Source organism: Janthinobacterium sp. JF4, from assembly GCF_059617925.1.
In genome coordinates, this window is record NZ_JCAQAV010000003.1 from 137373 (window position 1) to 159366 (window position 21994).

18 protein-coding genes and 1 pseudogene are annotated in these 21994 nt (G+C 60.3%); 14 read left to right on the forward strand and 5 right to left on the reverse strand.

The annotated features are described in order from the left end of the window. Positions 1–46: 46 nt before the first annotated feature. The 4 genes from trxA to hutC all read right to left on the reverse strand — a co-directional run bounded on the left by trxA (position 47) and on the right by hutC (position 5580). On the reverse strand, positions 47–373 hold the full coding sequence (gene trxA, locus AC54AF_RS04330; protein ID WP_034780502.1) for a thioredoxin TrxA: 327 nt from the start codon (positions 371–373) through the stop codon (positions 47–49). A 303-nt stretch (positions 374–676) separates the two neighbouring features. Then, positions 677–1135 (reverse strand): response regulator, encoded by a 459-nt coding sequence (locus AC54AF_RS04335; protein WP_496635531.1) that lies wholly within the window; start codon positions 1133–1135, stop codon positions 677–679. Positions 1136–1205: 70 nt separating this feature from the next. Further along, complete coding sequence (locus AC54AF_RS04340) at positions 1206–4529, reverse strand: PAS domain-containing hybrid sensor histidine kinase/response regulator (RefSeq protein WP_496635532.1); 3324 nt, start codon at positions 4527–4529, stop codon at positions 1206–1208. A gap of 331 nt (positions 4530–4860) precedes the next feature. Continuing rightward, positions 4861–5580 carry a histidine utilization transcriptional repressor HutC gene (gene hutC / locus AC54AF_RS04345; RefSeq protein WP_070254615.1) on the reverse strand — a complete coding sequence of 240 codons (720 nt, stop codon included), beginning with the start codon at positions 5578–5580 and terminating at the stop codon, positions 4861–4863. 180 nt (positions 5581–5760) lie between these two features. On the opposite strand from hutC, the gene ada reads away from it, so the two are divergent. The 11 genes and pseudogenes from ada to AC54AF_RS04400 all read left to right on the forward strand — a co-directional run bounded on the left by ada (position 5761) and on the right by AC54AF_RS04400 (position 16540). Then, on the forward strand, positions 5761–6816 hold the full coding sequence (ada, locus tag AC54AF_RS04350) for a bifunctional DNA-binding transcriptional regulator/O6-methylguanine-DNA methyltransferase Ada (protein WP_496635533.1): 1056 nt from the start codon (positions 5761–5763) through the stop codon (positions 6814–6816). Continuing rightward, entirely contained in the window at positions 6813–7502 is a 690-nt protein-coding gene (locus AC54AF_RS04355; protein WP_496635534.1) for a 2OG-Fe(II) oxygenase, read from the forward strand. Before ada ends, AC54AF_RS04355 begins: the two co-directional genes overlap by 4 nt. A gap of 75 nt (positions 7503–7577) precedes the next feature. Next, positions 7578–9254: a mechanosensitive ion channel family protein gene (locus AC54AF_RS04360; protein ID WP_496635535.1), complete on the forward strand. Its 1677-nt coding sequence runs from the start codon at positions 7578–7580 to the stop codon at positions 9252–9254. A gap of 119 nt (positions 9255–9373) precedes the next feature. Continuing rightward, a complete protein-coding gene (locus tag AC54AF_RS04365; protein ID WP_496635536.1) occupies positions 9374–9517 on the forward strand; it encodes a hypothetical protein in 144 nt (47 codons plus the stop codon). 60 nt (positions 9518–9577) lie between these two features. Continuing rightward, a pseudogene (locus AC54AF_RS04370) lies at positions 9578–9757 on the forward strand (IS256 family transposase); the annotation flags it as partial. 160 nt (positions 9758–9917) lie between these two features. Beyond that, positions 9918–10286, forward strand: a complete 369-nt coding sequence (locus AC54AF_RS04375; RefSeq protein ID WP_496635537.1) for an SxtJ family membrane protein — start codon at positions 9918–9920, stop codon at positions 10284–10286. An 11-nt stretch (positions 10287–10297) separates the two neighbouring features. Next, positions 10298–12127: a carbamoyltransferase family protein gene (locus AC54AF_RS04380; protein WP_496635538.1), complete on the forward strand. Its 1830-nt coding sequence runs from the start codon at positions 10298–10300 to the stop codon at positions 12125–12127. Between the two features lies 1 nt (position 12128). Further along, on the forward strand, positions 12129–13202 hold the full coding sequence (locus AC54AF_RS04385) for an SGNH/GDSL hydrolase family protein (RefSeq protein WP_496635539.1): 1074 nt from the start codon (positions 12129–12131) through the stop codon (positions 13200–13202). An 834-nt stretch (positions 13203–14036) separates the two neighbouring features. Continuing rightward, the gene (locus tag AC54AF_RS04390) at positions 14037–14189 is read left to right on the forward strand and encodes a DUF5989 family protein (RefSeq protein ID WP_496635540.1); all 153 of its coding nucleotides are present in this window, start codon (positions 14037–14039) and stop codon (positions 14187–14189) included. A gap of 23 nt (positions 14190–14212) precedes the next feature. After that, positions 14213–15169 carry an SGNH/GDSL hydrolase family protein gene (locus AC54AF_RS04395; protein ID WP_496635541.1) on the forward strand — a complete coding sequence of 319 codons (957 nt, stop codon included), beginning with the start codon at positions 14213–14215 and terminating at the stop codon, positions 15167–15169. A 6-nt stretch (positions 15170–15175) separates the two neighbouring features. Next, positions 15176–16540 (forward strand): MBOAT family O-acyltransferase, encoded by a 1365-nt coding sequence (locus AC54AF_RS04400; RefSeq protein WP_496635542.1) that lies wholly within the window; start codon positions 15176–15178, stop codon positions 16538–16540. Here the strand turns inward: AC54AF_RS04400 and AC54AF_RS04405 are convergent. Next, positions 16470–16772: a hypothetical protein gene (locus AC54AF_RS04405; protein WP_496635543.1), complete on the reverse strand. Its 303-nt coding sequence runs from the start codon at positions 16770–16772 to the stop codon at positions 16470–16472. The genes AC54AF_RS04400 and AC54AF_RS04405 overlap by 71 nt on opposite strands. A gap of 155 nt (positions 16773–16927) precedes the next feature. Between AC54AF_RS04405 and AC54AF_RS04410 the strand changes: the two genes are divergently transcribed. The 3 genes from AC54AF_RS04410 to hutH all read left to right on the forward strand — a co-directional run bounded on the left by AC54AF_RS04410 (position 16928) and on the right by hutH (position 21984). Beyond that, complete coding sequence (locus AC54AF_RS04410) at positions 16928–18595, forward strand: amidohydrolase (protein WP_496635544.1); 1668 nt, start codon at positions 16928–16930, stop codon at positions 18593–18595. Positions 18596–18701: 106 nt separating this feature from the next. Next, complete coding sequence (hutU, locus tag AC54AF_RS04415; protein ID WP_496635545.1) at positions 18702–20405, forward strand: urocanate hydratase; 1704 nt, start codon at positions 18702–18704, stop codon at positions 20403–20405. Between the two features lie 19 nt (positions 20406–20424). After that, positions 20425–21984, forward strand: coding sequence for a histidine ammonia-lyase (gene hutH / locus AC54AF_RS04420; protein WP_496635546.1), 1560 nt, complete (start codon positions 20425–20427; stop codon positions 21982–21984). Positions 21985–21994: the final 10 nt, after the last annotated feature.

Below are 21994 nucleotides of genomic sequence, written 5' to 3' on the forward strand. Positions count from 1 at the left end.
CGTTCCAGTCAGGCGGCGCTGCGGGCGCAGCGCTGCCCATCATACATTAAATGTTGCTGTCGACGAAAGCGGTCAACTGGCCCTTGGCCATGGCGCCCACTTTTTGAGCAGCTGCGACACCATCCTTGAACAGGATCAGGGTCGGGATGCCGCGGATGCCGAACTTGGCAGGCACTGCCTGATTGGCGTCCACGTCCATCTTGGCGATCTGGATGCGGCCGGCGTATTCCTTGGCCACTTCTTCCAGGATCGGGGCGATGGCCTTGCAGGGACCGCACCATTCTGCCCAGAAGTCGACCAGTACTGGCAACTCGGACTTCAGGACGTCTGCTTCAAAAGATGCATCGCTAATGTGTTTGATATTTTCGCTCATATTTTCCTCAAATGAGGGTGGGATCAATAATGCCTGGAATTAACCATACGCTGGTTCGCCATCCATGCTTCCTGGAGTGCAGCTAGCAGATGGGGGCAATGGGCACGACTTCAATGTTCTTGGAAGGTGCGACCAGAGGTATGCAGGCGGGGATGGCTGAAATAATAACCCATTTTTTCAAAGCGTGGCGATTATTGCAGAAAAACTTGAGGCATATCGTCCCCGCGTGTGCCGGCAGGGCGGCAAAGCCGCATGCCTGCTGGCCCGCAGCGCCGTGCCTGCCCTTTCGGCCGGCCTGTGCGATCAGGCTTGGGCGCTGGCCAGACGCGCCGTGTGCTGCAGTTGCAAGTTCACCATGAGCTGCAATTCCGCGCTTTCCATCGGCTTGCGGAAGGTGCCCAATATATGCAGGCCATTCGCCACGGCCAGGCGTTCGGCCGCCAGGCGCACGGCCGAATGCAGGCCCGACAGCAGGACCACGCCGCCGCGGAAGCCATTGTCAGCCGCCATGCGCAGGAATTCGATGCCGTCGATGTCGGGCATGGACAGGTCGCAGATCAGCAGATCGGGCTGGTGCTGCTTCAGGGTGGCCAGCGCCTGTTCGCTGTGCGACTCGCAGCGGATGTCGAACGGGCCCATTTGCTCGAGCATGTCGCTGAGCACGTCGAGCATGAAGACGTCGTCGTCCAGCAGCAGCACGCGCAATGGCGTCAGGCCTGCTTCGTTGTTTTCCTGGCTTGCTTGGTTTGATACAGTGTTCATCGTCATGTCTTTCTGTTGATATGCATCGCTGTCGATGCCGATACCTTGCCGCAACCCAATTTGGCGATGGCTAATCGTCATTGGCAAAGCTGGTGTTATTCATGATTTGTTCGGTAATCTGTTCCAGCAGGGGCCACAGGCGCGTGACGATGCGCCGTGCCCGCTCCGCCTCGTCGGCCGGTTCGCCCGGCGCCAGGGTTTCCAGGTTGTGGCACAGTTCGGCCAGTCCCAGGGCGCCCACGGTGCGCGCCGACGACTTGATGCGGTGCCCCAGTTCGCGCACCTGGTGCACGTCGCCGCGCGCCAGGGCCGCGTCGATGTCGCCAAAGCCATCCTGCGTCGTCTGCAGGAACTTGAAGGCGAATTTGCGCACCTTCTCCGGGTTGTAGCCCAGCAACTTGGCCAGGATGGACAGGTCGATCACTTGCGGGTCGCCCGCCAAGGTGGTCTTGAAGACGGGCGCGGCGCGGCTGCGCGCCGGTGGCGGCGGCGTTTCGTGCGCCGGCAGCCAGCTGGCGATGGTCTGGTACATCATGGCCGGCTGGATGGGCTTGGAAATGAAATCGTCCATGCCCGCCTCCAGGCAGCGCACGCGGTCTTCGCTGGTGGCCGTGGCCGTCATGGCCAGCACGCGCAGGTGCGCCAGCTGCGGGTCGGCGCGGATGTGGCGCGTCGCTTGCAAGCCATCCATCAGCGGCATCTGCACGTCCATCAGCACGCAGTCGAACTGGGTCTGGCGCAGCAGGTCGAGCGCCTCTTCGCCATTGTTGGCCAGACAGACGGAGGCACCCGCTTCTTCCAGCAATTCCAGCGCCACTTGCTGGTTGAACGTATTGTCTTCCACCAGCAGGATGCGCGCATGCTTGAGCGTGCGCATCACCAGGGCCGCGTCGGCGTTGGCGCGCATGGCCGCCGCCGTCTGCACCAGGCTGTCGAGCATGGCGGGCGCCGCCTGGTCGGAAATGCCCAGGTTGGCCGTGAACCAGAAGGTGCTGCCGGCGCCGGGACGGCTGTCGACGCCCACGTCGCCGCCCATCAGCTGCGCCAGCTGCTTGCAGATGGCCAGGCCCAGGCCCGTGCCGCCATATTCGCGCGTGGTGGAGGTATCGGCTTGCTGGAAGGACTGAAAGAGTTTACTCATTTCATCCTGCGACAGGCCGATGCCGTGGTCGCACACTTCAAAGCGCACCAGGCAGTGTTTCGCGTCCGCCACCACCCTGCGCACTTTCACGGTAATGCTGCCCTGTTCGCTGAACTTGATGGCGTTATTGGCGTAGTTGATCAGCACTTGCCCCAGGCGCAGCGGGTCGCCCACGAGCACGGCGGGCAATTGCGGGTCGATCTCGAACAGCAACTCCAGGTTCTTGCCGGCGGCGCGCGGCGCCACCACCGTCATCAGGGTTTGCACGACGTGGTCGAAACTGAAGTTGACGCGCTCGATTTCCAGCTTGCCCGCCTCGATTTTCGAGATGTCGAGGATATCGTCGATGATGCCCAGCAAGTGTTCTCCGGCAAAGCGGATTTTTTCCAGGTAATCGCGCTGGCGCGGTTCCAGGTCCGTTTTGAGGGCCAGATACGCCATGCCGATCACGCCATTCATCGGCGTGCGGATTTCATGGCTCATGTTGGCCAGGAATTGGCCCTTCGCCAGGCTCGCTTCCTCGGCCACTTGCTTGGCCTGGTCCAGCTGCTCCGTGCGCTGTGCCACGCGCTCTTCCAGATGTTCATTGAGTTCGCGCAAGGCGCTCTCGCTGCGCTTGTGATATGTGATGTCCGTCAGGCTGGCCACCACCATGCCCACCTTGCCGTACTCATCGCGGATGGCCTCGGTATTTACGGACAGCCACGACAGGCTGCCGTCGGGCTGCTGCACCCCCATCAGCACGTCGCGCATGGCGACACCCGTGGACAGGGTGATGTGCACGGGATGGCTGCGCTGGTCGAAGGCGGAACCGTCTTCGCGGATGGCTTGCCACAAACTGTTGCCGGCCGGACTGGCCGCCAGCATGCGTTCGGCGGCCGCATTGCTTTCCAGGATGTGGCCGTGGCTGTCCTGCACCACCAGGCCGTTTGTCACGGCGCCGAAGACGGAGGCCATGCGCTGGCTCGAGTTCGACAGTGCGATCGATGCCTGGCGCCGCTCGGTGATGTCGGTAATCATCGCCAGCGTGCCGCCCGGCTCGCCGTTGTCCGACTGGATGCTGGTGCTCGACAGCAAGCCCCACAGGCTGGACTGATCCTTGCGGAAGAAGCGGAAATCGACCTGGTCCGGCTGGCTGGCCTGACTGCCGTGGCTGGCCAGGCGGCGCTGCATCAGCAGCTGGCTGTCGCGGTCCATGAAGTCGAGCAGGGGGCGGCCCAGCATTTCCTGCACCGTGTAGCCCAGCATGTGCGCCATCTTCGGGTTGACGAACGTGGTCTTGCCGTGCGCATCCGTCATCCAGATGCCTTCGGCGGCCGTCTGCACGATCAGGCGGTAGCGTTCCGAACTGGCGTGCAGGGCTTCCTCGGCGCGTTGCCGCTGCGTCATGTCGCGCAGCGAGACGATGGAAAACACCTGGCCGGCCATGCGCAGCGGCGACAGGCTGACCTTGGCGGGGAAATGCGTGCCGTCGCGGCGGCGCGCCATCATCACCCGGCCCGGCAAGCTGTGCCGCCCTTGCGGGTCGCTCACGGAGTGACTGGTCGTGCTTTCCGGCACCAATTGCTCCAGCGACATGCCCGTCAATTCGGCCAACGGATAGCCGAAGCAGCGCGCGCCGATCTGGTTGGCGTAATGCACCTTGCCCTCGACGTCGGCCACCAGCATGGCTTCGGGCGCCGCCTCCAGCATCGAGCGCATGCGCGATTGCTCGTCCTGCTTGCGCTCGCTGATATCGCAGACGATGCCGCTGGCCTGCGTGGCGGCGCCATCCGAGGCGCGCGACAGGACGGCGCCGCGCGCCAGCAGCCAGCGCCAGTGGCCGTCGCTGTGGCGCAAACGGAATTCGCAATTGAAGGTACCGGGTGCCTGGCCATCCAGGTGCTGGCGAAATGCCAGATTCAGGCGCGCGCGGTCATCGCGGTGGACTTCGGCCAGCCAGTCGGCCAGCGCATGTTCGAGTTTGGCATTCTTGTCGCCCAAGACGTCCTGGTACTGGGGCGCGAACTGCAGCCGGTCGGACTGGCACCGCCAGGTCCAGCCGGCCATGGTGGCGCCGCGCAAGGCTTGCACGGCATCCTGTTCAGCCTGGGCTCGCGCCGGCTGGGGCGGATGGCGCAACTGCTGGCGCAAGCGCCAGGCTTGCCAGCAAGCCAGTCCCGCCAGGGCGGTGGCACTGGCGGCAGCATACGGCCACAGCAGTGCCGGCGCCATGCCGGGGGCCGCCGCCTGCACCGGCAGCGAAAACGCCATGCCTGCCGCCAGCATCGTACGAGCGAGCCGGCGCAGCGCAGGGCGCCGAGGGCGTGGTGCGCCGAAACTCGTGTGGCTGCAATACGACAAATGCATCCCTTTCTGGGGCGTGATTGGACTAGGCTGGCAGTACATGATTGGCGCTCAAACAAACGCCTGCGGCGCTTTCTGGCGGCAACTATAGCATCGAATATTTACTCGGAGTAGTTAAGTTCAGAAACGGCCAAAACGGGATTTTTTTCACCCCGAAATGGCTGTTTTTTTCGCGATTTGGTGAGAATTCGTGAGAAAGTTGGCGCGAAATCGTGCTACGGAATCGCGATGTCTAACCTTAGGAAAAACTTCCCGCGAACTGATAGCGGTGTCCGGGGTGCCACATGGTGGCGATTGAGGCGATCTTGCCGCCCGAACGCGTCTGGCGGCGCAGCACCAGGCAAGGCTGTTTGGTGTCGATGGCCAGCATTTCGGCGATGTCGCGCGGCGCCGACAGCGCTTCGATGCTGTAGGTGGCGCCTTGCAGGGGCGCGGCGGCCATCAGGTATTCGTTTGGCGTGATGCTGGAAAAATCCTGCGTCATGTAGTCGGGCGCGCATTCGGGATTGACCCAGCGGTCTTCCACCTGGATCGGCACGCCGTTTTCAAAATGCACGATCAGCGAATGGAACAGCGGGTGTTCCGGCGGCAATCCGAATTGCTTGGCCAGCAAGTCGGAGGCCTTGGTGCGCTCCAGTAATTGCAAGCTGCTGCGGTGGATATGTCCGCGCGCCCGCACTTCATCGGCGATACTCTTGATTTCCAACAAGGTCGCCTGGTATTTTTGCTGCGCCACATAGGTGCCTGAACCCTGGCGCCGCGTCAGCACCTGCTCGCTGGTCAGTTCGCGCACGGCGCGGTTGACCGTCATGCGCGAGACGCCGAATTGTTTGACCAGGGCTTGCTCGGAGGGAATCACGTCGCCTTCCTTCCAGCGTCCGGCGGCGATGCCGGCCAGCAGAAAATCCTTGATGCGCTGGAAAATGGGCGTATTTTCCTGGGTATTGTGGTCGTCCAATGCGGTTTCTCCGGGGCGCGGGCAGGGCGCGCCGCCGGCTGGAGGCGCGATGGCCGATTTTAGCACCGAGCACGCTGCCTGCCGCCAGCCTTTTTTGAATTCAAAAGCAAGCGTCGGAGTGTGGCGCGCATGCGCGCTGGCTATGCTGGCGACTGATTATTGACCTGTACGGAGTTTGCCATGGAACACGCTTATCTGACTGACGATGAACGCTGGGATGCCCTGCAGCGGCGCGCGCCCGATGCCGACGGCGTTTTTTACTACTCGGTGCGCACGACGGGCGTGTATTGCCGGCCATCCTGCGCGGCGCGCCCCGCCTTGCGCCGCAACGTGGCCTTTCACGCCAGTTGCGAGCAGGCGGAGGCGGCCGGCTTTCGTCCCTGCCTGCGCTGCAAACCCAACTTGCCGCCGCTGGCCCAGCGCCAGGCGGCCATCGTGGCCGACATCTGCCGCCTGATCGACGCCAGCGACGAGCTGCCTGACCTGGACAGCCTTGCACAGGCCGCCGGCATGAGCCGCTTTCACTTTCACCGCGTCTTCAAGGCGCACACGGGTATCACGCCGAAAGCCTATGCGGCGGCGCGGCGCGGCGAGCGCCTGAAGGCCGGCTTGCAGGGCGCAGCGAACGTCACCGAGACCTTGTACGCGGCCGGTTTCAATTCCAGCGGCCGCCTGTATGCCGCCACGCCGGGCTTGCTGGGCATGACGCCGGGCGCGTTTCGCGCTGGCGGCAGCGGCGCCGTGATCCGTTTCGCCATCGGCGCCTGCTCGCTGGGCGCCATTCTCGTGGCCAGCACGGACAAGGGCATCTGCGCGATCTTGATCGATGACGACCCGGAAGTGCTGCTGCGCGACTTGCAGGACCGTTTTCCCCGCGCCGAGCTGCGCGGCGCCGAGCCTGACTATGAACAGACGGTGGCGCAAGTCGTCGGCCTGGTCGAAGCGCCCGCTATCGGCCTGGACTTGCCGCTCGACGTGCGCGGCACGGTCTTCCAGCAGCGCGTGTGGCAAGCCTTGCGCGAAATTCCCGCCGGCAGCACGGTCAGCTATGCCGAGCTGGCCCGCCGCATCGGCGCCCCGCAAGGCGCGCGGGCCGTGGCGGGCGCCTGCGCGGCCAATGCGCTGGCCGTCGCCATTCCCTGCCACCGGGTGGTGCGCAACGATGGCGCGCTGTCGGGCTACCGCTGGGGCGTGGAACGCAAGCAGGCGCTGCTGGAACGCGAGGGCGAACGGTGAAGGCGCTGGACTGGCGCCAGATCGAGGATGATCTGAATCAAAGCGGTTGCGCCGTCGTGCCGGACTTGCTCGATACTGACACCTGCGCCGCGCTGGCGGCGCAGTATGACGACGCGTCGCGCTTTCGCAGCCGTGTGGTGATGCAGCGTCATGGTTTTGGGCAAGGCGAGTACCAGTATTTCGCCTATCCCTTGCCTGATCTCGTGGCCACGCTGCGCGAACAGCTGTACGGGCCGCTGGCGGTGATTGCCAACCGCTGGCACGCCAGCATGGGTGTCGATCGCCGCTTTCCGTCCAGCCACGCCGATTTCCTCGCGCGCTGCCATGCGGCGGGGCAGATGCGGCCCACGCCCTTGCTGCTGCGCTACCGCGAGGGCGATTACAACTGCCTGCACCAGGACCTGTATGGCGAGCACGTGTTCCCGCTGCAGCTGGCCGTATTGTTGTCGCGCCCGCACGAGGATTTCACGGGCGGCGAGTTCGTGCTGACGGAACAGCGCCCGCGCATGCAGTCGCGCGCCGAGGTCGTGCCGCTGGCGCAGGGCGATGCCGTCCTCTTTCCCGTCGCGCAGCGCCCCGTGAACGGGACGCGCGGCAGCTACCGCGTGAACATGCGCCATGGCGTGTCGCGCCTGCGTTCGGGCTTGCGCCACACGCTGGGCATCATTTTTCATGATGCGAGCTGAACGCTAGCTGCGGCGCTTGAGTTTCCAGAATTACATGGCATGATGGCTACTCCCTGTCACTCTTTCATTTCTGCCATGTCCGCGTTGCTCCGCTTGTTGTGCCTGTTGACCATGTTTTTGTTGCCCGCAGCCCATGCGGACGATGGCGTGCCCGCGCTCGTGGCGGAGGCCGCATCCGCCGTGACGCCGTCACAGGCTGCGGCGGCCAGGACGGCGCCGCTGATGTTTGCCAACCGCAAGGTGTTTGTCTTTCGCGCCGCGCTGGCCGGCTATCCGCCCGATGAGCGGGCCATCGGCGCGCAGCGCCGCCTGGAAGGCGTGCTGGCGAAAAACGGTCCCTTGCAGGCAAGCACGCGCATGATTCCCGAGGGCACGCAAGTACTGCTCGATGGCGTGCAACTGTTCGTCGTCGTGCCCGGCGACGTCAACCAGCTGGCCGGCGACACGACGGAAAGCGTGGCGAAAACGGCGGCAGGCGAGCTGAGCAAGGCTGTGTTTGACTATCGCGAGCAGAGCAGCTGGCGTTACCTGGCGATCGCCGCTGCCGTATGCGCGGCCGCCACCCTCGTGTTCTGGCTGGTGTGGATGGGCTTGACGCGCCTGTATCGCTGGGCCAAGCGCCGCAGCGGCATCCTGCTGGCCTCGCGCCTGCGCGACGTGCGCCTGAAGAATGTGCGCGTGCTCGATGCCGAGCACTACATCGCCTTCGCGTATCAACTGCTGAGCGCCGTGCTGTGGGGCTTGCGCCTGATGGCCACGTATCTGTGGGCCGCCTTCGTGCTGGGCCGCCTGCCCTACACGCGTTCCTGGGGCGAAAGTCTGAGCGGCTACCTGTTCGATGTGGCGGCTGACGTCTTCCACGCCATCATCGGCGCCTTGCCGGGGCTGGTGCTGGTGTGCGTCATCTTCGCCATCGCGCGCCTGATCGCCGCCACGGCCGCCTCGCTGTTCAAGCGCGTGGAAAGCGGCGAACTGCAGATCGGCTGGCTCGACAAGGATACGGCCCTGCCCACGCGCCGCATCGCCAGCGTGGTGATCTGGCTGTTCGCGCTGGCCATGGCGTACCCGTATCTGCCTGGCTCGCACACGGCCGCCTTCCAGGGCCTGTCCGTGCTGGTGGGCCTGATGGTGTCGATCGGCGCGTCGAGCATCGTGGGCCAGGGCGCCAGCGGCCTGATCCTGATGTACACGCGGGCCCTGCGCAAGGGCGAATATGTGCGTGTGGGCGACAGCGAGGGCACGGTGGTCGACGTGGGCATGTTCGAGACGCGCTTGCGCACGGGCCTGGGCGAAGAGGTCGCCTTGCCGAACGCCTGGGTCATGTCGCAAACGACGAAGAATTACTCGCGCGCCCAGCCCGGCGGCGGCTTCGTGCTCGACTCCACCGTCACCATCGGCTACGCCACGCCATGGCGGCAAGTGCACGCCATGCTGGAACTGGCGGCCTCGCGCACGCCGGAACTGTCCACTTCGCCAAAACCGTACGTGATGCAGCTGGCCCTGCAGGATTACTACGTGCAATACCGCCTCGTTGCCTACGCCAGCGCCGAAGTCCCCCGCCAGCGCGCCGAAGTGCTGAACCGCTTGCACCAGAACATCATCGACGTCTTCAACGAATTCGACGTGCAGATTACCTCGCCGCACTACATCGATGACCCGAAAGAGTCGCAGGTGGTGCCGCCCGGTGAATGGTTCAGGGCGCCGGCGCAGCGGGGAGAGGAATCGAGTGAGGTAGTTCCGCCCAAGTCTTGAGCGACAGGAGTGGTCTGTTCGTGACGGGGGGGATTGACACGCGTTATCTTGGTTTTTCCTCGGGCGCGCAGGTATTCTTGCCATTTTTCAGCTGAAATAGCAGTGTGTGACGATATGGCATGGCGATCCTCGCATTATTTGATGAGCGAATGTTCTGGGCAATTATCATGTTTCCACGCTGGCGTTTCGCTGCCAATGGCGATAATTTTTCGCTCGTCCGCTTTTTGTCGAGCGCGGTACTTTTTTCCACCAGTCATATTTAAAAACCCACACACCAACGGCGGGCTTTTCTGACAGGTCTGAAATGCTGAGTGCTCCCAAGCCTTCGGAAAAACGTTAAGAATCGCGGCCATTTCCCGAGCGGCGAAGCGGCCACCAGGCTGGTATTGCTGGCCTTGCGCAAGATCGAAAAATATTGGAAGATACTGCAGCGCACGTGGAAGCTGGCGGCCAACCAGTTTGTCATCATGTTCGGCAAACGCTTCACAAACGCGATTAACTAAAACCCGGCCCTGTACGCACAGAATTGCTTACGCCTCCGTTGGTTAGCCTTTCATAGTCAGCGAAGTTTGCATCGATAGTGGAATACCCCAACCTAAATTGCAATGCATGCAACATCAGCCTTTACCGGCTGAGATATGCAAACCGTAAAGAGGAATAAACGTGAGCAACAGAGTTTTTGGCTTAGTGTGGTGCTTCATCATCGGTTTTCTCTCTCTCCTGCCTTTGCTGCACGGAGAAACCGTGCATGTGCCGCCAGCGGTTGTTGCAGTGCTGCTTGCACTGATCACCGTTTCTGCGCCGGGTCTTCTTGATCGACCAAACAGATTATGGACATATTTTGGCAAAAAAGCACATGCAGTAACCAGCAACGTTGCGCTTTTCCTAGTTTATTTTTTCTTTATTACCCCGGGGGCGGCACTGTTGCGCCTGTGTGGTCGCAGGCAGCTAAAACTGCAATTTGAACCAAAGACGCATACATACTGGAGCGAGCGCACGTCGGGCGACACGAACTTCAATCACCCATATTAACCATACACTCAATGCAAATTCTCGGTATCTCCGCATACTATCACGATAGCGCCGCCGCCTTAATCCGTGATGGTATCGTTGTGGCAGCCGTACAGGAAGAACGTTTCACTCGAAAAAAGCAGGATTCAGATTTCCCTCGCAGCGCCACTCGTTTCTGCCTTGAAGCAGCACAAGGCTCTGCGATCGATCATGTCGTCTTTTATGACAAGCCCTTCCTCAAGTTCGAGCGCCTTCTAGAAACATATCTCAGTTTTGCCCCGAAGGGATTCGCCTCCTTCCGTGCCGGCTTGCCGGTCTGGGCGAAGGAGAAACTGTTTCAGCGATCATTGCTCGCAAAGGAACTGAACGCGCTCGCACCCGGTCAATTTTCTTCTGATGAGTTGCTATTTTCGGAACATCATCTAAGCCATGCAGCCTCCGCCTTTTATCCGTCACCTTTTGACGAGGCGGTGGTGCTGACCATGGACGGGGTGGGAGAATGGGCGACCACATCGGTGGCAATCGGTCGTGGCTCGGAACTGAAAATCATCCGCGATCTGGTTTTTCCCCATTCGCTTGGACTTCTGTATTCCGCATTTACTACCTATTCAGGTTTTCGCGTAAATTCTGGTGAATACAAGCTCATGGGCCTCGCCCCCTACGGAAAACCACGCTTTGCCAGCATCATTCGCAAACACCTGATTGATGTAAAGGAAGATGGCACCTTCCGATTGAATCAGAAATACTTCAACTACTGCACCGGGTTGAGTATGACAAATTCCCGCTTCCATAAGCTATTCGGTCGGCCACCGCGATTACCGGAGAGCCCACTCGAAGACTTTCATGCCGACATAGCAGCTTCGATCCAGCAGGTAACGGAAGACATCATTCTTCGCATGACCAGGGCACTGGCACAAGAAACCGGCCTGAAGAATCTCTGTCTGGCTGGAGGAGTGGCGCTTAATTGCGTAGCCAATGGCAAGATCGCCGCTGATGGTGCGTTCGAGAATATTTGGATTCAACCCGCTGCGGGTGATGCTGGTGGAGCACTTGGTGCCGCACTTGCTGTCTATCATCTCCATGTCAAATCTCCGCGTCAAGTGAATTATCCAGATGCGATGAACGCCAGCGCACTGGGTCCAGAATTCTCGCCCAGCCAGATCGAAGCTGCGTTATCGGCAGCCGGGGCGCGTTTCACTATCGTCCCGAATGAGGTACTTTTTGATGAGACTGCTCAGGCGCTGGCGGCAGGGGAAGTGGTTGGCTGGTTTCAAGGACGCATGGAGTTTGGTCCTCGTGCCCTTGGCAATCGCTCTATCCTGGGGGATCCACGCAGAGCCGATATGCAGAAGAAACTCAATCTCAAGATTAAATTCCGAGAGAGCTTTCGGCCCTTCGCCCCATCAGTTTTAGCCGAGGCCGCAACAGACTGGTTCGATATGAGCGCACCGGCCTCCCCCTATATGCTGACGGTTTCCACGGTAGCGGAAAAACACCGGAAAATATCGGCGCAGCATGCAGCTAAATATCATACATTAAAAGACCAACATCTCGTACGCTCCGTCATTCCTGCAGTGACGCACACAGATTTTTCCGCCCGTGTGCAGACCGTTCACGCCGAGCAGAGCCCCCGTTATCACGCACTTCTAAAGGCATTCGAAACACTGACTGGCTGCCCTGTGTTGATCAACACCAGCTTCAATGTACGGAATGAACCGATTGTATGTACACCGACAGATGCATTCAACTGTTTTATGGCTACTGATATGGATCGTTTAGTCGTTGGGAACTTCGTGATGCGTAAAGCAGAACAGGATCACACGTTGGCTATGAATTATGCCTCACGTTTTGAAATGGACTAACATGGATGAGAAATCAAATTCGTCGCAATCCCAGTCGAAATTCCGCCCGTATCTAATTAGATTATTTCAGGTTTTTATCGTTATCTGCCTAGTCGATGGATTTATCGATATTACCTACCCGCTAGCGACATTCACTAAAGATAATTTTCATATCATAATTTCCAAAATTAAAAATTCTGGTCCGATGGAATTTAATGAGTCTCAGGAAATTATAATTCCCATATCAGGCCTTCCCGTTAGGAATGAACCAGGAATTCGGAATATTGTTTCCGAATATCATTCAACACGAATTAATGTAAACACAGATGGTCTGCGCTACAACGGTCAAGCCCCTCCAGAGAAGGTGAGTTACGTTGGCTTTCTGCTCGGCTCATCAACTGCATTCGGATACGGTGTCACCGATAATCAGACTATTTCCGCACATCTGGAACGAGCATTGAATCATACTCAAGTTTATAATTATGCAGGTTTAGCCCAACCCATCCCTGATATCATATTGCGCTGGTACGATTTACAGAAAAAAAACGGAAAACCAGATTTTATCATCCTCGCTGGCTTAAACTACCAATTATACGCTGACTGCCAACCAATTTCGAGGGCAGACATACCGGCAAATACACATTCAAACATTTTCGTATATCTGACTGGCAAGCTCTTAAACGAGAAAACTATGCCTTGTGCCTCCAGTGAAGGTTTGGAACTAGCCGTCCGAAATTCCATACTTTCTATAGAGAATGCAGTTACTTTCGCGCGTAAAAACGGGATCCATTTTTATATGGTAAATCTTCCAAGCCCTTATGACGCCAATGTCAATGTCAGCAACCTTTTAAATACTACTCATGCAACAGATTATGTATCGAGGCGAAGAATATTTAGTCACTTCCATCAAGAGCTGACCAAGCTCGACATTCCGGAGCTTATCGATCTATCCCATGCACTACCCGCTGATAAAACTTACTTTCTAGATATGGAAGGACATCTCTCAAAAGAAGGAAACAGGCTTATTTCAGAAAAAATTTTTGACCACATATGGGGCAACAAAAGCCAAGTGGCGACACGCTTACCCCAGCACTGAGGTGTGGATGTCAAGACACTTCTGTTTCAAGATGCCCGTGACGGTTTGCTGAATTTTTCAGCGAACAGCGCGGGGCAGGCGCTCGGATTGATCATCTATTCGGACGGGGGCAGTAGCCAGCGAGCGTTACCTGGACCTGCTGGCCAGCCAAGACTTCGTCTGCAGCATGAGCCGCACAGGTAACTGCTGGGACAGCGCCGTCGCTGAACGCTTCTTCCTGAATGTCAAGATGGAGCGCGTCTGGCAACGTCATACGCCAACCACGCTGAATCAAAAGCCGATATCATCGATTACATCAGCGGCTTCTATAACTGCAAGCGCCTCAATTCAGTAATGGGCAATCTGCCACCCTCTGTTTATGAGCAGAAAATGGTGGAACGTGAACCTAGCGTTGTGTCCGAAATTACTTGACCGCCGCAGATAGGAGGATTACCGTTGCATGCGTCATAATACAATTGTCTGGTCTGGTCGGAGATTGTCCGACCGTGGGACTTGATCTTCAGGTAGATTAGGATTGCCGTATCCGATTGTGTCGGCGTGTGTCTGCGCTCGCCACTGGCTGCATCAATCGCCGCACGTGGTGCTCGCCGTTTGCAGCCTTGTGCTTAGCGGCGGACGCGTGCTGCAGGTTGTTGCCCATCCTGGAAGTATATACGCCCCAGGGCTAATTTAATTTGACAGGATCGATAACGGATGGTAGGAATAATTGCCATGAATTCTGGAGCTGATGGCCGATTTCCAGTCTATATAAAGATTGTTTCCTGTGATTTTAAATAAATTCAATATCGATTCATCCTTTTTCATTTAAGATTGACTACATAGTGGAGTATTTTTGTGAAATTCTTGCATGACCTTTTTGGATTCTTGTTTAGTCGAAAATCCAGGTTGGTATTAATTCCATTCTTTGCGGTAATAATGCTATTCGCTGTCCTTTTTGTCGTGTTGGCTAATTCGTCTTGGGCGCCATTCGTATACGCGGTGTTTTAAGCGTGAGCAGTCGAAAATCTCTCATGAAGAGGCTCCTCTCGGGAACTGGCCTCGTGCTTTTTGGTCTGCTGCTGGCTTGCGCGGCGGTTGAGGGCTTGGTGCGCGTGGCAACCTCCTCGCAGCAGAATTATCTAATCGAGATGTGGCGTTATGCAACGCTGCTAAAGCGAAATAGTGCCGACCCCGTCATTGGCCATGAACACATTCCTGGCGCATCCGCTTTGCTGCAAGGGGTCAAGGTCTCCATTAATTCTCTCGGCATGCGCGGGCCTGAGCCGGACTTATCAACTGTCGGCAGGCATAAGGTTGTCATTGCTGGTGACTCTACCGCCATGGGGTGGGGCCTTCCGGAGGATGCAACGTTGCGCGGCCAACTCGCCAGGCGGCTCGGCTCGGGGACCGAGGTAATGACTACAGGTGTCGGCAACATGAATATGACGCAGATTGTTGCCAACTGGCTACGGTACGCTGACACAGTACGCCCGGATACGGTCATCGTGCTGGCGACTGCACGTGCGCCGGCTGTGCAGGATACTGGCCAGGCCGGATGGCTGGTGCGTCACAGCCAAGCCTATGCTCTGCTCGTTTCCTTTATCGAAATTGCTTTGAGTAATACTCCTGGCCAAGCTGGCTTGATCGCATCCTATGAAAAAATGTGGGCTGGAGGCTCTGGCCGTGCTGCCATGGATGCGGCGCTGGATCGGCTGAAGGCGGACCAAGCGAAGCATGGTTACCGAGTGCTGGTAATGATGATTCCGGAGCCACACAGTTTCGAGCCTTACAAGTTCGACTTCGCCACCAATATCATGCGCGCGGAAAGTGAAAAGCGGGGTTGGGCTTTCCTCGATCCACTGCCAACTCTTCGGAACGAACCTGCCGAAAGCTATTGGGTTGCCAACAATGATGTCCACCCTAACGCAAAGGCATTCCAGGTTATGACGGATGTACTTAAACCGTATTTCCTAAGTCTTCAGGAGTAACAGTCGATGTTGTTTCAGTTGCCTTCGTTCCTCTTGTTCTTCCTGATTTTTTGCACTATTTTCGCCGTTTGTCCCAAGCGTTTTCAACTCAGCTACGTCACCATCGCTAGCCTGGTCTTCTACGCTTGGTGGTATCCACCCGCTGTTCTGTTGATGATCGCAATGATTGTTGCTTGCTGGTGGATGCTGCGGCTCGTTTGGCATGATCGGAGCAAGCTGGCGCCTTGCGTGCTCGTTTCCCTGATTCCGCTTGTCCTTTACAAATACGCCGACTTCTTATTTGAGACCATTGAGAGCATTTCAGGTATCGAGACTCCGCGACTCGGCTGGGCGCTACCGCTCGGCGTGTCGTTTGTTACTTTCACCATCATTGGTTATCTCGTCGATACGGCACGCCAGCCTGAGAAGAAGCCACCAGGCTTCTGGTCGACCGCGGTGTATCTGACATTCTTTCCTCACCTCATCGCAGGCCCGATCCTCCGTGCGCGCCACATCCTGCCGCAACTGCAGCAGATGAGGATTGCAAGCGCCAATCTCATGCCCAATTTAGCCCTGTTTACGGTCGGCATACTGAAAAAGGTGCTAGTGGCCGATCCTGTCGGCGCCTATGTCGACCAGGCTTACGCGGCCCATACTACCCTGTCGGGCTGGGAGGGCGTGGCAGCGATATTCGGTTTCTCGATACAGATCTATTGCGATTTTAGTGCCTATTCCGACATGGCGATCGCTCTGGCCGGCATGCTGGGGATAGCATTCCCGGAAAACTTTCACTCGCCCTATGGTTCGGTCTCGATGAGCGAGGTTTGGCGGCGTTGGCACATGACCCTGAGTTTCTGGTTGCGCGATTACGTGTTCAAGCCGCTGCACGGCTATCTGCACAAGTATGCTCGCCACCTCTCCATCGTTTTTACCATGGGGGTTTCCGGCTTGTGGCATGGCGCCGCATGGACCTTTGTCCTTTGGGGACTAGCCCACGGACTGGTGATGGTCGCAGAAACCGTCAGCGGCTATGGGCGTTTTGCCGCCGCCGCATCGGGATGGAAGCGGTGGCTTTGCATACTCTGTACTTTCCTGATCTGGAGTTTGCTTGCGGTAATGTTTAGGTCTCCTTCTCTATCCGTGGCGTATGACGTTGTCGCCGGCAGCTTTTCCAGAGGCAGCTTTGGCAATTGGCCTGCTGCGGCTACCATGCCTGTTCTTCTCGGTATAGGGTTGTTGCTGCTGCATCCATTTGATCAGGTAGACAAGATTCGCTCCATGGCCTCGTTTGTGCCGGCGACTGTCTTAGCTCCGGTGCTTCTCATGTTATGCCTCGGATGCGCGGCAGTTGCTTCGATGCAGCCAGCAAATTTCTATTATTTTGATTTTTAGCGGTGGTCGGCAAGGTGGCCCGGTCAACGGCGTGCGCCAGCGGCACCTTGTTTTGCGAAACGAATTCCAGCTGCTCGTCGTCGCAGCAGCACCCGCATTCGTCGGGCTGGCCGTCGGCGCTGAAGGTGACGATCATGCTGTCGAAGCGCGCGCCCAGGCTGCTCTTCTGGTGCGCCACGAGCTTGAAGAACACGTCGCATGCGGTGGTGCTGATGACATGGTGCCTGGCCATGGGGGCTCCGCGTTAAAACGCCAGCGTAGGCCGGCGGCGGCGGGGAAGTATTGACGGGGCGCAAGGCATGCGTGCCTGTGTCTGCATGATTGACCATTTTGCCAATTTCTATACACTCGTCTTTTTGCTAACGACTAAAAGACCTGGAGATGGAAATGCCGACCCTGCGCCGCAACCTGCTCGTTCTCGCCTGCCTGGGGGCCCTCGGCCACGCCCACGCCGACACCGTCATCGACAACGCCAACGGCTACACGCTCGACGCGCACGGCAAGGTGGTTCGCTTCACGGCGCTGGCCTTTGACGACGCTGGCAAGCTGCTCGCCGTCGGCAGCGCCGGGCAGGTGAAACGCAAGGCGGCCAAGGGCGCCACGCATATCGACGTGCAGGGAAAAACCGTGCTGCCTGGCCTGATCGATGCGCACGGTCACGTCTTCGGCCTGGGCACGATCGCCAGTGGCGTGATGCTGTATGGTTCCACATCGCTGCCGGCCGCCCTGCAGGCCGTGGGCGACTTCGCGCGTGCGCACCCCGAACGCAACTGGGTCGTCGGCAATGGCTGGAACCAGGAAATCTGGAAGCTGCGACGCTTTCCTACGGCAGCGGAACTCGATGCGGCGGAAAGCGCGCGGCCCGTGTGGCTGCGCCGGGTCGATGGCCACGCGGGCTGGGCCAACAGCCGCGCGCTGGCGCTGGCCGGCATCACGCGCGCCACGCCGGATCCGGCCGGCGGCAAGATCGTCCGCGACGCGGACGGCAACGCCACCGGCGTGCTGGTCGATAGCGCCATGGACTTGATGGACGCCGTGCTGCCCAAGCCCGGCGACGTGGAAAACCGCGCCGCCCTCGATGGCGCGCTGGCGCAGCTGTCGCAAGTGGGCCTGACCAGCGTGCACGATGCGGGCATCGGCCAGATGCAGGACCGGCTGTTCCGCGATTACGCGGACCACGGCAAGCTGACGGTGCGCGTGTACGGCATGATCGCGGATACGACGGAAGACTTCGACGCGCTGGCGAAAAACGGTCCCTTGAACAGCTATGCGCGCGACATGTACGCCTTGCGCGCCGTCAAACTGCTGTCCGACGGCGCCCTGGGCAGCCGCGGCGCAGCCCTGCTGGCGCCGTACAGCGACGATCCTTCCACCAGCGGCCTGCTGTTCTACCCGGACGGCGCGATGCGCGCGAAGATGGAAAAAGCCATGCGCGCCGGCTATCAGGTCAATGTGCACGCCATCGGCGACGCGGGCAACCATCAGATCCTCGACGGCTATGCAGCCCTGATCGGGAAGTACCGCGGCGCGGGCCTGCGCCACCGCATGGAGCACGCGCAGGTGGTGCAATTATCCGACATCCCCCGTTTCAAAAGCCTGGGCATCGTGCCGTCGATGCAGCCCACGCACGCCACGTCCGACCAGAACATGGCGGAGCAGCGCGTGGGCCACGAGCGCATCAAGGGCGCGTATGCGTGGCGCACCTTCCTTGCGCAAGGTTCGCGCATCGCCTGCGGCTCCGACTTCCCCATCGAGTCGCCGAATCCGTTCGAAAGCATCCACGCGGCCGTCACGCGGCAAAACAGCGAAGGATTCCCGGCCGGCGGCTGGTACCCGCAGCAAGCCATGACGGTGACGCAGGCGCTGCGCTGCTTCACCCTCGACGCGGCCTGGGCGGCGCACCAGGAAAAGGTCATCGGCACCCTGGAAGCGGGCAAATGGGCGGACTTCATCGTCGTCGACCAGGACCTCTTCACCGTGGAACCAAAGGCTATCGGCAAGACGCGGGTGCTGCAGACCTGGGTGGCGGGCCAGCGCGTGTTCGAGAAAAAATAAGGATTCGACACCAACAAAAACCTGTTGACTTGGTTGTATAGACAACCTATGCTGGTAGCACCAGAGCGGGCCAGGTACGTCCGCTCGCACCCTACGAGGAGACAGCATGAACAGCACAATGGACACCGATCCACGCTTTGATGCCAGCCGTACCATCCGCGCCCCGCGCGGCACGGTCGTGGCTTGCAAGAGTTGGCAGGCCGAGGCGGCCTACCGCATGTTGCAAAACAACCTGGACCCGGAAGTGGCGGAAAATCCGCAGCACCTGGTCGTCTACGGCGGCATCGGCCGCGCGGCCCGCAACTGGGCCTGCTTCGACCAGATCCTCGCCTCGCTGCGCGAGCTGGAAGACGACCAGACCCTCTTGATCCAGTCCGGCAAGCCGGTGGGCGTGTTCCAGACCCACCCTGACGCGCCGCGGGTGCTGATCGCCAACTCCAACCTGGTGCCGAAATGGGCCAACTGGGAACACTTCAACGAACTCGATCGGCAAGGCCTGTTCATGTACGGCCAGATGACGGCCGGCAGCTGGATCTATATCGGCACGCAGGGCATCGTGCAGGGCACGTATGAGACCTTCGCCGAAGCGGGCCGCCAGCATTTCGGCGGCGACTGGGGCGGGCGCTGGATTTTGACGGCGGGCCTGGGCGGCATGGGCGGCGCGCAGCCGCTGGCCGCCACCATGGCCGGTGCCGTGTCGCTCAATATCGAATGCCAGCAAAGCAGCATCGATTTCCGTTTGCGCACGCGTTACCTGGACAAGCAGGCGGCCAGCCTGGACGAAGCCTTGGAGCTGGTCAAGTATCACACCGAACGCAAGGAAGCCATTTCCATCGGCTTGCTGGGCAACGCGGCCGAAGTGCTGCCGGAACTGGTGCGCCGCGCGAAAGCGGGCGGCCTGGTGCCCGACCTGGTGACGGACCAGACTTCCGCGCATGACCTGGTCAACGGCTACTTGCCGCGCGGCTGGAGCGTGTCCGACTGGAAGGCGGCGCAGCAGGACCCGCAGCGCCACGCGCGCCTGACGGTGGCCGCCGCCGATTCCTGCGCCGCCCACGTGCAAGCCATGCTCGATTTCCACGCCATGGGCGTGCACACCGTCGATTACGGCAACAACATCCGCCAGGTGGCGTTCGACCAGGGCGTGCAGAATGCCTTCGACTTCCCCGGTTTCGTGCCCGCGTACATTCGCCCGCAGTTTTGCGAAGGACGCGGGCCGTTCCGCTGGGTGGCCCTGTCGGGCGACCCGGAAGACATCTATAAAACGGATGCGAAGATCAAGCAGTTGTTCCCGCACCACCAGCAGGTGCACAACTGGCTGGACATGGCGCGCGAGCGCATCGCCTTCCAGGGCCTGCCGGCGCGCATCTGCTGGCTGGGACTGGGCGAGCGCCACATCGCCGGCCTCGCTTTCAACGAGATGGTGCGCACGGGCGAGCTGAAGGCGCCCATCGTCATCGGCCGCGACCACCTCGACACGGGTTCCGTCGCCAGCCCGAACCGCGAGACGGAAAGCATGAAGGACGGCACCGACGCCGTCTCCGACTGGCCGCTGCTGAACGCCATGCTGAACACGGCCGGCGGCGCCACCTGGGTTTCGCTGCACCATGGCGGCGGCGTGGGAATGGGGTATTCTCAGCATGCGGGCATGGTCATCGTTGCCGACGGCAGCGAAGCGGCGGCGAAACGCCTGGCGCGCGTGCTGGTCAACGACAGCGGCTCCGGCGTGATGCGCCATGCCGATGCCGGCTACGAAACAGCGGCCGCCTGCGCCAAGCGCAACGGCCTGATTCTTCCCATGCTTCCTTGAGACCTAGATGCGAATGACTATGACACAGCATGCCAAAAGTTGGACCCTGAAACCGGGCGCGATGACCTTGGGCGACCTGCGCGCCGTCTGGGCCGCACCCGCGAAACTGATCCTCGCCGCCGAAGCCTATCCCGTCATCGAGGCGTTGGCCGCCGCCGTGCAAGCCATCGTCGCCAAGGGCGACGCGGCGTATGGCATCAACACGGGTTTCGGCCTGCTCGCCAAGACGCGCATTCCCGATGAAAAGCTGGAGCAATTGCAGCGCAACCTGATCCTGTCGCATTCCGTCGGCACGGGGGAATTGCTGTCGGACGCCGTCGTGCGCCTGATCATGCTGATGAAGATCGGCAGCCTGGCGCGCGGCTTTTCCGGCGTGCGCCCGCTGATCGTCGATACCCTGATCGCCCTGTACAACGCGGGCATCATGCCGGCCATTCCCGCCAAGGGTTCCGTCGGCGCCTCGGGCGACCTGGCGCCGCTGTCGCACATGACGCTGGCCATGCTGGGCGTGGGCGACGTGCGCGTCAACGGCGAATTGATGCCGGCGCCCGAAGCACTGGCGCAGGCGGGCATCGCGCCCGTGGTGCTGGCGGCGAAAGAGGGCCTGGCCCTGATCAACGGCACGCAAGTGTCGAACGCGCTGGCGCTGCATGGCCTGTTCATGGCCGAGCGCCTGCTGGAAGCTGCCATGGTCACGGGCGCGCTGTCGCTCGATGCGGCCAAGGGCAGCGATGCGCCGTTCGACGCGCGCGTGCACGCCGTGCGCGGACAGCCGGGGCAAATCCTGGCCGCGCAGATGTACCGCCAACTGGTGGCGCACAGCGCCATCCGCGCTTCGCACCTGGAAGGCGACGAGCGCGTGCAGGATCCGTACAGCCTGCGCTGCCAGCCGCAAGTGATGGGCGCCTGCCTCGATTTGATCGGCAATGTGGGCCGCACCCTGCTGATCGAAGCCAATGCCGTCACGGACAATCCGCTGATCTTCCAGGATGGCCCCAACGGACAGGCTGAAATCGTCTCGGGCGGGAATTTTCACGCCGAACCGGTCGCCTTCGCGGCAGACACCTTGGCGCTGGCGATCGCTGAAATCGGCGCGCTGGCCGAGCGCCGCATCGCGCTGCTGATCGATGCCACCTTGTCCGGCCTGCCGCCCTTCCTCGTGCGCGACCCCGGCGTCAATTCCGGCTTCATGATCGCCCACGTGACGGCCGCCGCGCTGGCGTCGGAAAACAAGTCGCTCGCGCATCCGGCCAGCGTCGACAGCCTGCCGACATCGGCCAACCAGGAAGACCACGTGAGCATGGCCACGTTCGCCGGGCGCCGCCTGGACGACATGGCGCACAACACGGCCGTCATCGTCGGCATCGAGCTGCTGGCCGCCGCGCAGGGCATCGATTTCCACCGCCCGCTGAAAACCTCGCCGCACCTCGAGCATGTCCACCACCAGCTGCGCCAGAAAGTGCCGTTCTTCGATGCCGACCGCTTCTTCGCGCCCGACATCGAGGCGGCCAAGCAGATGGTGCTGCAGGGTGAATTGAGCAGCACGTGCAAGAATTTGTTCGCCCCGCTGTACGCGTGAGCGGGCGCAA